Origin of the sequence: Enterobacter sp. MGH 16, from assembly GCF_000493175.1 — a bacterium.
Taxonomy (GTDB): Bacteria; Pseudomonadota; Gammaproteobacteria; order Enterobacterales; family Enterobacteriaceae; genus Enterobacter; species Enterobacter roggenkampii.
Genome location: NZ_KI535695.1, coordinates 1,470,400 through 1,482,648 on the forward strand (window position 1 = coordinate 1,470,400; position 12,249 = coordinate 1,482,648).

Consider the following 12,249-nt stretch of genomic DNA (forward strand, 5'->3'; position numbering starts at 1 on the left):
AATTAAAATTAATGAATAAATTTAACAAACCCCAACAGGTACTTAACTTGCCCGCAGGGTATTTTGGCATGGTGCTTGGCATCATCGGGATGGGTTTCGCCTGGCGTTACGCCAGCACCCTCTGGCCAGTGACGCGTTGGCCGGGTGAGGGCCTCGTAGCCCTTGCGGTGATATGCTGGTTTCTTTTAACGGTCGCGTTTGTGACGCGAGCGATCCGTTTTCCCCGCAGCGTGCTGGCAGAGATGCGACACCCGGTGATGAGCAGTTTTGTCAGCCTTTTCCCGGCCACCACGATGCTGGTCGCCATCGGTTTTGTCCCCTGGTTTCGCGCGGTGTCACTGGCATTGTTTGGCATTGGCGTGGTGGTGCAGCTTGCATACTCCGCCTGGCAAAGCGCCGGGTTATGGCGCGGGAAACATCCGCAAGAGGCGACCACGCCTGGATTATATCTGCCTACGGTGGCGAATAATTTTATCAGCGCGATGGCATGCGGTGCCCTGGGCTTCAACGATGCAGGGTTAGTCTTCCTTGGCGCAGGCGTCTTTTCCTGGCTCAGCCTGGAACCGGTTATTCTTCAGCGTCTTCGTAGTGCAGGAGAACTGCCCTCCGCACTGCGTACTTCATTGGGTATTCAACTGGCGCCCGCGCTGGTGGCATGTAGCGCCTGGTTCAGCGTAAATGGCGGTCAGGCGGATACGTTTGCGAAAATGCTGTTCGGCTATGGTCTGCTGCAGCTGCTATTTATGCTCCGCCTGATGCCATGGTATTTGTCCCAGCCGTTCAATGCCTCATTCTGGAGTTTTTCCTTTGGCGTATCGGCCCTGGCAACCACGGGTCTGCATCTGGGACAAAGCAGTCCGACGGGCTTTTTTCACGCCATTGCCGTGCCGCTGTTTATCTTCACCAACGCGATTATTGGGTGGCTGTTGGTGCGTACATTGATTCTGCTGCTTCAGGGCAAACTTCTGGTTCGTGCTGATAAAGCGCAGCTTATGCAATCCGAGGAACAATAATGACCGTCGATGAGAATTACTTCACTGAGAAATATGGCTTAACGCGTACCCATTCAGAAGTGCTGTACAGCGCGGAGATCGTGAAACCCGGTAAAACGCTGGATCTGGGCTGCGGCAACGGCCGTAACAGCCTTTATCTTGCAGCCAACGGCTACGATGTCACCGCGTGGGACAAGAACCCGATGAGCATCGACAATATCGAGCGCATCAAGGCGGAAGAAGGGATCGCTAATCTGCATACCGCGATTAAGGATCTGAACAACCTGAGCTTTGACGGCCAGTACGATTTTATTCTCTCTACCGTGGTGATGATGTTCCTGGAGGCAAAAACCATCCCGGGCCTTATCGCCAATATGCAGCGCCGCACGACGCCGGGCGGTTACAATCTGATTGTTGCCGCCATGGATACGGCAGACTACCCCTGCACGGTCGGCTTCCCGTTTGCGTTCAGGAGCGGTGAGCTGAGCAACTACTACGAAGGCTGGGAGTTGCTCAAATACAACGAGGACGTTGGCGAACTGCACCGCACTGATGAAAACGGCAACCGCATCAAGCTGCGCTTTGCCACGATGCTGGCACGCAAGCCCGCTTAACGGGCGGCGAGCAGGCAGATCTGCAGGGCAGTCTTATAAGACGCCTCAAACGACGACAGCGGCAGGAATTCAAACTTCGAGTGGAAGTTATGCGCCCCGGTGAAGAAGTTCGGGGTGAGTAGCCCTTTAGCCGAGAGCGCCGCGCCGTCGGTGCCGCCGCGCATCGGCGTCGGTTTCGGCGTGATGCCGAGCGATTCCATCGCCTCGAACATCAGATCGATGGCACGCCGGTCTTCGCCAATCGCATTGCTGATATTGCTGTAGGTATCTTCAATGCGATAGTCCACTTTGGCCGTCGGATATTGGGCGGCAATCAGCGCGGCCACGTCGGCAATCTGCTGCTTGCGCGCGACAAAGCGCTCCTTGTCAAAGTCGCGGATATTGGCCTTAAGAACGGCCTCGTTCTGTCCGGCCTGAATGCCGTTAAACCAGATATAGCCTTCACGTCCCTCGGTGCACTCGGGCGTTTGCTGGCGGTCAAAATGGCTGATGTAGTCAGTCGCCATCAGCAGGGGATTCACCAGCACGCCTTTCGCGGACATCGGGTGCGCCGTCACGCCGGTAAAGCGGATTTCAGCGGCTGCCGCATTAAAGTTTTCGTAGACAATTTCCCCCAGCTCGCAGCAGTCGATGGTCCAGGCGAAGTCGACGTCAAAGCGCTTAAGATCGAGCGCTTTTGCACCGTTCAGGCCGATCTCTTCGTCAGGCACAAACGCCACGACGATATCCCCATGCTGATGTTCCGCCGTCAGGTTTTCCAGCACCGTCATGACCACCGTGACGGCCGATTTATTATCGGCGCCCAATACGCTGGTTCCGTCGCTGAAAATAATCTCCTCGTTCGGATAAGCCAGAATTTCAGGGTGCTCCTCTACCCGCAGCCAGATGTCTTTCTCTTTATTCAGACAGAGATCTTCACCGGTAAACGTTAATATTTGTGGATGAATATCCGGTGAAAGTCCCACGTCGACGGTATCAATATGGGTAATAAAGCCGATGCGCGGCGCACCGGGCACGTTGCCTTTTTTTACCGCCGTTACCGTGGCAAATTCATCAATCACAATATCGTCTAACCCCAGCTGTGCCAGCTCCTGCGCCAGCTCGCGCGCCATGTCGTGCTGGCCCGGCGTTGAGGGCAGAGTTTTGACTCTGGGATCGCTCTGGCTGGTGATCGCGAGATAGCGGAAAAAACGGTGCGTTAATTGTCTGGAAAGCGGCGAGCCCATAGTGATTTGTTCCTTATTTATTTTTCGGGTGTTTGCCACTTCACTTTAATGTTATTTATGAAATGGCAAAAGAATTAATTAGCCGTCGAATTAAAAAGACAGGAATAAATGATGACAAGCAAACTCACAACTATTGCGCTGGCGCTTGCGGCGCTCACGGTCAGTTCCGCCGTCGCCGCGAAAACGCTGGTGTATTGCTCCGAAGGATCGCCGGAAAACTTTAACCCTCAGCTTTACACCTCGGGAACCAGCGTCGACGCCAGCGCCGTGCCGGTCTATAACCGTCTGGTCGATTTCAAACCCGGCACCACGGAGCTGGTGCCGAGCCTGGCGGAGCGCTGGGAGGTGAGCGACGACGGCAAGGTTTACACCTTCCATCTGCGTCAGGGCGTGAAGTTCCAGAGCAATAAATCCTTCACGCCAACCCGCGACTTTAACGCCGACGACGTGATTTTCTCGTTTATGCGCCAGAAAGACGTGAATCATCCCTACCACAACGTCTCTAACGGCAGCTACTCCAACTTCGAAAGCCTGGAGTTCGGCAGCCTGATAACCGCCATTGATAAAGTCGATGACCACACCGTGCGCTTTACCCTGGCGCACCCGGAAGCGCCGTTTGTCGCCGATCTGGCCTGGTATTTTGCCTCAATCCTTTCGGCGGAGTATGCCGACGCGATGCTGAAAGCGGGCACGCCGGAGAAGGTGGATATGGAGCCCATTGGCACCGGGCCGTTTAAGCTGGCGCAGTATCAGAAGGATTCCCGGATCCTGTTCACGGCGTTTGCCGACTACTGGCAGGGGAAATCGAAGCTGGACAGGCTGGTGTTTAGCATCACCCCGGATGCCTCCGTGCGTTTTGCCAAAATTGAGAAGAACGAATGTCAGGTGATGCCGTTCCCGAACCCGGCGGACCTGCCGCGCATGAAGGCCAATAAAGATATCAACCTGATGAGCAAAGCCGGACTGAATACCGGCTTCCTGGCGTTCAACACGCAGAAGCCGCCGCTGAATAACGTAAAAGTCCGTCAGGCGCTGGCGATGGCCATCAACAAACCGGCCATTATTGACGCGGTGTTCCACGGTACCGGAACGGCGGCGAAGAACCTGCTGCCGCCGGGCGTCTGGAGCGCCGACAGCGAGCTTAAGGATTACGACTACGATCCTGAAAAAGCCAAAGCGCTGCTGAAAGAGGCCGGCTTTGCCAGCGGCGTCAGCATCGATTTATGGGCGATGCCGGTCCAGCGTCCCTATAACCCGAATGCGAAACGCATGGCGGAGATGATTCAGGCGGACTGGGCGAAAATTGACGTACAGACCAAAATCGTTACCTACGAGTGGGGCGAATACCTTAAGCGTGTGAAGGGCGGGGAACATCAGGCTGCGCTGATGGGCTGGACGACCGCAACGGGCGATCCTGACAACTTCTTTGGTCCGCTGTTTACCTGCACCTCGGCGAACGGTGGCTCAAATTCGGCGAAATGGTGCTATAAGCCGTTTGATAAGATCGTTGCTGAAGCCAAATCGATAACCGATCATGATAAACGGGTGGCGCTGTATAAACAGGCTCAGCAGATGATGCATGACCAGATGCCTGCGGTGATGATTGCGCATTCAACGATTTTCGAACCGGTGCGCAAGGAGGTGAAGGGCTATGAAATCGACCCGTTTGGCAAACATCTGTTCTGGCAAGTGGATATAAATCAGTAATTTTTCACTGCCCGGCATGCGTCCGGGCAATCTTTTTGCAATTTGTGCTCCCGGCATCATTTTTTGTCACAACAAACCCGCCAGACTTTTGCTATAACTTCAAATGCATACTTGCAGATAACATGGAAAACTATCATGCGTACTCAAACTTTTTTTAAAGTTGCAGTGCTTACTGGTCTGTTGGCGTTGGCGGGCTGTTCTTCAAAAGTCGCCGCTCCGGAACAATACTCCGGCTTTTTAAAAGATTATTCAGGCTTGCAGCAAACGACCTCGGCGACGGGAAAACCAACGCTGCGTTGGGTCGATCCTTCGTATAACGAAGCCAATTACGACAGCATTCTCTGGACGCCAATTACCTATTATCCAACGCCAAAACCCACCACGCAAATTGGGCAAAAAACGCTTGATGAGTTGTTGAATTACACCAATAACAAAATGAAAACGGCGATTGGTACGCGTAAGCCAGTTGTCACCACGCCGGGTAAACACAGCCTGATTTTCCGTGGCGCGATTACCGGGGTGAGTTCGCAGAAAGAGGGGCTGCAGTTCTATGAAGTGGTGCCTGTTGCGCTGGTGGTTGCCGGGACGCAGATGGCAACCGGACACCGCACCATGGATACGCATCTCTTCTTTGAAGGCGAGCTGATCGATGCGGCCACCAACAAACCGGTTATGAAGGTGGTACGTAAAGGCGAAGGTAAAGAGCTGAATAACGAAAACACACCAATGACCTTTGCGACGCTGAAGCAGGTTGTTGATGACATGGCGACGGACGCAACCATGTTTGATGTGAAAAAGACCGCGAAATAAAATAAAACGGCCTGCGTAATGCAGGCCGTTTTATTTATGCCATTCGTAAGCGTCTGAACCAGGTTTCCGGTTTGGTAAACATCACCATATTTCCTCCCAGAATCAGCACTAATCCCACGATACCGTTGACATGCCAGACGTAGCCTTCATACACCGTGGAGATGGAGAGCGCCACCAACGGAAAGAGCAGCGTGCTGTAGGCCGCTTTGCCCGGGCCAATACGTCCCACCAGCGTGAAGTAGGCGCCAAAGGCAATCACCGAGCCAAACAGGGCCAGATACACCAGCGCGCCGAGATAGCTCACCGTCCATTCCGGCACAAAGCTATCGCCTCTGAACAGCGCAATGCAGCCCATCACCAGCGTGCCATAGAGCATCGCCCAGGCGTTGGTGGTCATGGTTTCAAGGCCTCTGCGCTGATGGCGCATGCTGATCATATTACCCAGCGAGAACCCATACGTGCCGAGTGCGGAAAGGCCAATGCCCGTCAGGAGTGACGCGCTCCAGCCGCTGGCCAGCAGATCGTCCCAGAAGAGGGTGACAATCCCGACCAGCCCCAGCGCCGCCGCCGTCCAGAAACGCGCGGGCGGGCGCTGGCCGAAGAAAATAAAGCTGTTAATGGCGTTATAGAGTACCGCCATGGAGAAGATCACCGACTCCAGCCCGGTATTGATATGTGCCGCTGCCGTGTAAAAACACCAGAAGTTAAAGCAGAAAACACAGCATCCCTGAAGCAGGCAAAAAAGATGATCCCGCAGCGCCAGCGTGCGCAGGCGACGCAGGGCGAGTAACACCACCATCATGGTGAGGCTGGCGACGGCGAAGCGCCAGAAAATCGACACCGGCGCCGCGACGGGGCCCTGCTGCAGGAAAATCGCAATCCAGGTGGTTCCCCAGATAATGACCACGAGTCCGTATAATAATGCGTTCATAGTTGCCTCTTCTTAAACCGCGTAAGCCCGCAGTATGACGCTGAGATGCGTAACGGGCTTTCACCCGCTTGCGGCAGACTTGCAAAATCTTGCGCTTTTTTCTTCTGGAGGGACTGGCAACGGGCAACAACTCTTCTTAGACTGATATTCCGATTCTTCACGCGCTAACGGTTATGTCTCACGCTTACGATACCTTTGAAACGCTTTGCCAACAGAATGCAGTCCTGCGGGAAACCGTCTCGCTGAATTCGGGTATCCAGCTGGCCGCGTGGTACAACAAGCACGACACGATCACCGTAAAGAGCAATCATCATACCCTCAGCCTGTACGTGGCGGACGGCTACGAAAGCTATCAAAAAACGCCAGGAGGCTGGAAGAACGGCGGGGGGCCGGACCGATTCTGCCTGATGCCCAAAGAGAGCGAATCGACGTGGGATATCCGCGATGACCTGTCGTTTGTGCATCTCTACTGCACCGATGAACACCTGCGCGACGTGGGAGAAAAAATCTGGGACAAGCGACCGCTTTCGCTGACCCTGGACGAGCGTATTTTTGGCAGCGACCCGAAGATCACCACGCTGTATCGCCAGTTTTTACTGGGCTGTGACTGGCAGCAGCACGCCAACCAGCTTACCCTGAGCACGGCCTCCACGCTGCTGCTGACCCATCTGCTGCAAAACTACTCAAACGTGCAGTGGAAGCTGCCGGTCGTCACCGGCGGGTTATCGCCGTTTGTTCTGCGCAACGTTCTGGCCTTTATCGAAGAGAACCTGGGGCAGCCCCTGACGCTGGCCGAGCTGGCGGCGCAGGCTGCCCTCAGCGAATACCATTTTGCCCGCATGTTCCGCCAGTCGACGGGGCTGGCACCGCATCAGTACGTGATGCACAGGCGTATGGTCAAAGCGAAAGAGCTGGTGCAGCATACCTCCATGCCACTGACGGACATTGCGCTGGCCTGCGGGTTTAACTCCGCCAGCCACTTCAGCAACCGCTTTCGCAGCGCGACGGGCATGACGCCGTCGCAGCTACGCGCGGCGAGCGCGTGAAAACAGGGCGTAACATACCCCGCCCAGCACCAGCCCCCAGAATGCCGAACCGATGCCCAGGATTGTCACGCCGCTTGCGGTCATCAGAAATGTGACGATAGCCGCGTCGCGCTCCGCTTCGTGACTCAGCGCCTGATATAAACTCCCGCTGATGGTGCCCAGCAGCGCCAGACCGGCGAGCGTCTGGATCCAGCTGAGCGGCAGGGCGGCCATCAGCCCGGTAATGGAGCCACCGAAAATTCCCGCCAGCAGATAAAACCCGCCGGCTGCGATGGCTGCCAGCCAGCGTTTTTCCGCGTCCGGATGTGCATCCGGGCTTTGACAAATGGCGGCAGTAATGGCCGCAATGCAGATAGAAAAGACGCCAAACGGAGAAAACAGCAGCGCCAGTCCACCCGTCACGATGATGAGCGGTGAGGCCGCCAGCGGGTAGCCGGAGGCTTTCATGGTGGCGAAACCCGGTGCATTTTGCGAGGCCATGGTCACGAGGAAGAAGGGCAAGCCAATACTCACCAGGCTGGTGAAGGTGAAGTCAGGCGCAATAAAGTCGGGCATCACCAGAGAAAGGGTGAGCTTATCCGTGACAACGTCACCACCGGCCCAGGCCACGATACCGCCCACCAGCAGCGTGACCACGATGGCATAGCGCGGCGACAACGCTTTTGCGATCAGCCATGCCGCAATCATGCTGCCGCACAGCAGAAAGTGCCCCTCAAGATGCGCAAACGCGTGCAGGCCAAACTGCAGCAGTACCCCGGCCAGCATGGCGGCAGCAAGCGAATGGGGGATCAGCGTCATCAGACGGGCGAAAAGCCCGGTGATGCCGCAGAGCAAAATAAGCGCGTTGGCAAAGATGAACACGCCGATGGTTTCCGCCAGCGTGACGCCGTGCAGGCTGGTGGCGAGCAGCGCCGCGCCGGGCGTTGACCAGGCGGTCAGCACGGGCGCTTTGTACCACCATGAAAGCACCAGCGTGCTGACGCCCATCCCAATCCCCAGCGCGGTCATCCAGCCTGCGATCTGCTGCGCGCTGGCGCCAGCCGCGGCGGCGGCCTGCCAGATGATGGCGGCCGAGCTGGCGTAGCCCACGAGAACGGCGACAAATCCAGCCAGTACGACCGGAACAAGATGAGAGGAAGGGCGCATGAAAACTCCGTTGTGCGTTATAACGTCCGGGGTAAGGTAACACTGTGCGTTATAGCGTACAAGTGGTATGCTCGTCGTCAGGAGGAAATATGGACATCACACAACACCTTGCAGCAACACTGAAAACATTACGCCAGGCACGGGGCTGGAGCCTGTCGAAGCTGGCGGACGAAACCGGCGTATCAAAGGCCATGCTCGGGCAAATCGAGCGAAATGAATCCAGCCCCACGGTGTCGACGCTGTGGAAAATTGCCACGGGACTGAACGTGCCGTTTTCCGCCTTCATCACGCCGGAAGCGGACCGGCAGGCGGTGTTTGACCCGCAGCAGCAGGCGATGGTCGTCAAGCCGCTCTTTCCGTGGGACGAGGCGCTCCGGTTTGATTATTTCTCCATTACCCTGGCCCCCGGCGCCCTGAGTGAATCCACGCCGCATGAGGCGGGGGTGATTGAACATGTGGTGGTGGTCAGCGGCGAGCTGGAGATGAAGCTCGAGGGCAAATGGCAGACGATTTCTGCCGATTCCGGCGTCCGTTTTGCCGGCGATAAACCGCACGCCTACCGCAACAGCAGCGACCGGACGGTGCATTTTCACTCCCTCATTCATTTTCCCCGCTGAGGCTACGCAAAACTGTTTCGCTGACGCAGACTTCTGACTACAATAGCCGCCATTTTGACCATAACGGATAACGACGAAGTATGCGCCTGCAATCCCATCATCTTGAACTTTTAAGCCCGGCCCGTGACGCCGCCATTGCCCGTGAAGCGATCCTTCATGGCGCAGACGCCGTCTACATTGGCGGCCCGGGCTTCGGTGCCCGCCATAACGCCAGCAACAGCCTGAGCGATATTGCTGAGCTGGTGCCGTTCGCCCACCGTTTCGGGGCGAAGGTGTTCGTCACCCTGAACACCATTCTTCATGATGATGAGCTGGAGCCTGCGCAACGTCTGATTACCGATCTCTATCAGGCCGGGGTGGATGCCCTGATCGTTCAGGATATGGGCGTGCTGGAGCTGGATATTCCGCCCATTGAACTGCACGCCAGTACCCAGTGTGATATCCGCACGGTAGAGAAGGCGAAGTTCCTCTCCGACGTCGGCTTTTCGCAGATCGTTCTGGCGCGCGAGCTGAACCTGAATCAAATCCGCGATATTCACCAGGCGACAGACGCGACGATTGAATTCTTCATCCACGGCGCGCTGTGCGTGGCCTATTCCGGCCAGTGCAACATTTCCCACGCGCAGACGGGCCGCAGCGCCAACCGCGGCGACTGCTCTCAGGCCTGCCGTCTGCCGTATACCCTGAAAGACGATCAGGGCCGCGTGGTGGCATTTGAAAAACACCTGCTCTCGATGAAGGATAACGACCAGACCGCCAACCTGGGCGCGCTGATCGACGCGGGCGTGCGTTCCTTCAAGATTGAAGGGCGCTATAAAGATATGAGCTACGTGAAGAATATCACCGCGCACTATCGCCAGATGCTGGACGCCATCATCGAAGATCGCGGTGACCTGGCGCGCGCGTCGGCCGGTCGTACCGAGCATTTCTTTATTCCGTCGACGGACAAAACGTTCCACCGCGGCAGCACGGACTATTTCGTGAATGCCCGTAAAGGGGATATCGGTGCGTTTGACTCACCGAAGTTTATCGGTTTGCCGGTGGGGGAAGTGCTGAAAGTGGCGAAAGATCACCTTGATGTTGCGGTGACGGAGCCGCTGGCGAACGGCGATGGTCTTAACGTGATGATTAAGCGTGAGGTCGTCGGCTTCCGCGCCAACACGGTCGAGAAAACCGGTGAGAACCGCTACCGCGTATGGCCGAATGAAATGCCGGCCGATCTCTACAAGGCACGGCCGAACGCGGCGCTTAACCGTAACCTCGATCATAACTGGCAGCAGGCGCTGCTGAAAACCTCCAGCGAACGTCGTATCGCGGTGGATATTGAACTGGGCGGCTGGGAAGAGCAGCTGATTCTGACCATGACCTGTGAAGACGGCATCAGCGTAACGCATACGCTTGATGGCCTGTTCGAGGTGGCAAACAACGCAGAGAAAGCGCTCAACAGCCTGAAGGATGGCGTCACAAAGCTGGGGCAGACGATTTACTACGCCCGCAACGTTGAGGTCAATCTGCCGGATGCCCTGTTTGTGCCGAACAGTTTGCTCAACCAGTTCCGCCGTGAAACCGCCGAGATGCTGGATGACGCGCGCCTGGCGAACTACCCGCGCGCTAGCCGTAAAGCAGAAACCGTTCCTGCGCCCGTCTACCCGGATACGCATTTATCCTTCCTCGCCAACGTCTACAACCATAAAGCGCGTGAATTCTATCATCGCCACGGCGTGCGGCTGATCGACGCGGCTTATGAGGCGCATGAAGAGAAGGGCGATGTTCCGGTGATGATCACCAAACATTGCCTTCGTTTCGCGTTTAACCTGTGTCCTAAGCAGGCGAAAGGCAACATCAAGAGCTGGAAGGCCACGCCTATGCAGCTCGTAAACGGTGACGAAGTGCTGACCCTCAAATTTGACTGCCGTCCCTGCGAAATGCATGTGATTGGCAAGATGAAAAACCACATCTTCAAAATGCCGCAGCCCGGCAGTGTTGTGGCGTCCGTCAGCCCGGACGATCTGATGAAAACCCTGCCAAAACGCAAGGGCAGCTAACTACCGAACGTGCGTGTCCGGTTTGCGCGATTTCTGCCACAGGTGGTGTTCGCGCAAACCCTCCGCCGACTCCTCCGCCGCGCTTCGCAATTCATCGCTATCGGCTTCATGACGCAGCTGATGATCCACATTCTTTACCCACAGATATTCATGTCCTTTGTGCCCGGCCATAAGCTGGCCTGAAAAGAGGGCACAGATAAGCATCACGAGAGATAAACCTTTTTTAACCATGAAGTCACCGCCGAATAACATTGCGGCTTAATGATGCCGATTATTTATTATTGTTATTATTCAAAAGTTCAAATTAGCGCAAAGGGAATGTCAAAGAGTATGATTTCGGGCGCGCTGCATCTCATCAGAGAACATTACCAGTGCGGGTTAAAAAGGCTGTTTAACCTTCGTTAAGATAACGAGTGTTAGGTTGTATGGGATCCGCAGCCCGGCCATGGAGTGTCGGGACGTAGAGACCAAAATACAAATCTATCCATGCAAGCATTTACCGCCATTTTTTGGCGGTTTTTTTTGCGCATAACGTAGCGGTGTTGGCCGTGGGGTTATGGCGTCACCCGATAGTGCGACTGCACCAGACCCGAAGGAAAGCTGCGGCTGGAGACCAGCGTCAAATCGATATCCCCGGGAAGGGCGCCAAACAGCGATTTTCCCGAACCGAGCAGGACAGGAACGGTTGTGATCACCATATCGGCCACCAGTCCTTCTCGCAGGAACGACTGTATGACTTGCCCACCATCGAGATAGACGCGACGGGCGTTCTGCCTCGCCAGATCGTCGAGCACCTCCTTTGGCGTGCGGCCGGAAAACTGTACTTTGCCCCTCAGCGCGTCGGGTACGGGCGTGTCGACCAGCTGACGGGAGAGCACCAGTACGGGCCGGTCATAAGGCCATGTCTCAAAGGTCCGCACCTTCTCATAGCTCCCACGGCCCATCACGATCCAGTCTTTGTCCGCGATGAAAGCCGTGTAGCCATGATCCTCATTCGGGTCATCGCGCTGCAGCAGCCAGTCGATATCATCATTGTGTCGGGCGATGTAGCCATCAAGACTGGTTGCGATAAAAACGTGTGTGGTGACCATCAGGTTCTCCGTATTCCAGCGAAA

At 56.0% G+C, this 12,249-nt stretch carries 12 protein-coding genes; 7 read left to right on the forward strand and 5 right to left on the reverse strand.

Going from position 1 to position 12,249, the window contains the following annotated elements; translation table 11 throughout:
• Positions 1 to 11: 11 nt before the first annotated feature.
• Both tehA and tehB read left to right on the forward strand, forming a co-directional pair.
• Entirely contained in the window at positions 12 to 1,013 is a 1,002-nt protein-coding gene (gene tehA / locus L362_RS15695; RefSeq protein WP_008502262.1) for a dicarboxylate transporter/tellurite-resistance protein TehA, read from the forward strand.
• Positions 1,013 to 1,606, forward strand: coding sequence for a tellurite resistance methyltransferase TehB (gene tehB, locus L362_RS15690; protein ID WP_023344120.1), 594 nt, complete (start codon positions 1,013 to 1,015; stop codon positions 1,604 to 1,606). The genes tehA and tehB overlap by 1 nt, the downstream gene beginning before the upstream one ends.
• Here tehB and pepT read toward each other — a convergent pair.
• A complete protein-coding gene (gene pepT / locus L362_RS15685; protein ID WP_023344121.1) occupies positions 1,603 to 2,832 on the reverse strand; it encodes a peptidase T in 1,230 nt (409 codons plus the stop codon). The genes tehB and pepT overlap by 4 nt on opposite strands.
• A gap of 111 nt (positions 2,833 to 2,943) precedes the next feature.
• Between pepT and L362_RS15680 the strand changes: the two genes are divergently transcribed.
• Positions 2,944 to 4,539: an ABC transporter substrate-binding protein gene (locus tag L362_RS15680; protein ID WP_023344122.1), complete on the forward strand. Its 1,596-nt coding sequence runs from the start codon at positions 2,944 to 2,946 to the stop codon at positions 4,537 to 4,539.
• 135 nt (positions 4,540 to 4,674) lie between these two features.
• On the forward strand, positions 4,675 to 5,349 hold the full coding sequence (locus L362_RS15675) for a DUF3313 domain-containing protein (RefSeq protein WP_008502258.1): 675 nt from the start codon (positions 4,675 to 4,677) through the stop codon (positions 5,347 to 5,349).
• A 34-nt stretch (positions 5,350 to 5,383) separates the two neighbouring features.
• Here L362_RS15675 and L362_RS15670 read toward each other — a convergent pair whose 3' ends face one another.
• A complete protein-coding gene (locus tag L362_RS15670; RefSeq protein ID WP_008502257.1) occupies positions 5,384 to 6,280 on the reverse strand; it encodes a DMT family transporter in 897 nt (298 codons plus the stop codon).
• Between the two features lie 173 nt (positions 6,281 to 6,453).
• On the opposite strand from L362_RS15670, the gene L362_RS15665 reads away from it, so the two are divergent.
• Positions 6,454 to 7,326: a helix-turn-helix transcriptional regulator gene (locus L362_RS15665; protein WP_023292442.1), complete on the forward strand. Its 873-nt coding sequence runs from the start codon at positions 6,454 to 6,456 to the stop codon at positions 7,324 to 7,326.
• Here L362_RS15665 and L362_RS15660 read toward each other — a convergent pair.
• Positions 7,306 to 8,472, reverse strand: coding sequence for a benzoate/H(+) symporter BenE family transporter (locus L362_RS15660; RefSeq protein ID WP_023344123.1), 1,167 nt, complete (start codon positions 8,470 to 8,472; stop codon positions 7,306 to 7,308). The two genes, L362_RS15665 and L362_RS15660, sit on opposite strands and share 21 nt — an antisense overlap.
• Positions 8,473 to 8,561: 89 nt before the next feature.
• Between L362_RS15660 and L362_RS15655 the strand changes: the two genes are divergently transcribed.
• Positions 8,562 to 9,089, forward strand: a complete 528-nt coding sequence (locus L362_RS15655) for a helix-turn-helix domain-containing protein (RefSeq protein WP_023344124.1) — start codon at positions 8,562 to 8,564, stop codon at positions 9,087 to 9,089.
• An 80-nt stretch (positions 9,090 to 9,169) separates the two neighbouring features.
• On the forward strand, positions 9,170 to 11,134 hold the full coding sequence (locus L362_RS15650; RefSeq protein ID WP_023344125.1) for a peptidase U32 family protein: 1,965 nt from the start codon (positions 9,170 to 9,172) through the stop codon (positions 11,132 to 11,134).
• Here L362_RS15650 and L362_RS15645 read toward each other — a convergent pair whose 3' ends face one another.
• Together L362_RS15645 and L362_RS15640 are read right to left on the reverse strand one after the other, a co-directional pair.
• On the reverse strand, positions 11,135 to 11,365 hold the full coding sequence (locus tag L362_RS15645; protein ID WP_008502251.1) for a DUF2554 family protein: 231 nt from the start codon (positions 11,363 to 11,365) through the stop codon (positions 11,135 to 11,137). It abuts the gene before it with no gap.
• Positions 11,366 to 11,688: 323 nt separating this feature from the next.
• Positions 11,689 to 12,225: a dihydrofolate reductase family protein gene (locus tag L362_RS15640; RefSeq protein ID WP_023344127.1), complete on the reverse strand. Its 537-nt coding sequence runs from the start codon at positions 12,223 to 12,225 to the stop codon at positions 11,689 to 11,691.
• Positions 12,226 to 12,249: the final 24 nt, after the last annotated feature.

Coding starts and splice junctions, on each gene's coding strand:
- L362_RS15680 (WP_023344122.1), top strand. CDS start 2,944: ATGACAAGCAAACTCACAACTATTGCGCTGGCGCTTGCGGCGCTCACG.
- L362_RS15675 (WP_008502258.1), top strand. CDS start 4,675: ATGCGTACTCAAACTTTTTTTAAAGTTGCAGTGCTTACTGGTCTGTTG.
- L362_RS15670 (WP_008502257.1), bottom strand. CDS start 6,280: ATGAACGCATTATTATACGGACTCGTGGTCATTATCTGGGGAACCACC.
- tehA (WP_008502262.1), top strand. CDS start 12: ATGAATAAATTTAACAAACCCCAACAGGTACTTAACTTGCCCGCAGGG.
- L362_RS15645 (WP_008502251.1), bottom strand. CDS start 11,365: ATGGTTAAAAAAGGTTTATCTCTCGTGATGCTTATCTGTGCCCTCTTT.
- tehB (WP_023344120.1), top strand. CDS start 1,013: ATGACCGTCGATGAGAATTACTTCACTGAGAAATATGGCTTAACGCGT.
- L362_RS15665 (WP_023292442.1), top strand. CDS start 6,454: ATGTCTCACGCTTACGATACCTTTGAAACGCTTTGCCAACAGAATGCA.
- L362_RS15660 (WP_023344123.1), bottom strand. CDS start 8,472: ATGCGCCCTTCCTCTCATCTTGTTCCGGTCGTACTGGCTGGATTTGTC.
- L362_RS15650 (WP_023344125.1), top strand. CDS start 9,170: ATGCGCCTGCAATCCCATCATCTTGAACTTTTAAGCCCGGCCCGTGAC.
- pepT (WP_023344121.1), bottom strand. CDS start 2,832: ATGGGCTCGCCGCTTTCCAGACAATTAACGCACCGTTTTTTCCGCTAT.
- L362_RS15640 (WP_023344127.1), bottom strand. CDS start 12,225: ATGGTCACCACACACGTTTTTATCGCAACCAGTCTTGATGGCTACATC.
- L362_RS15655 (WP_023344124.1), top strand. CDS start 8,562: ATGGACATCACACAACACCTTGCAGCAACACTGAAAACATTACGCCAG.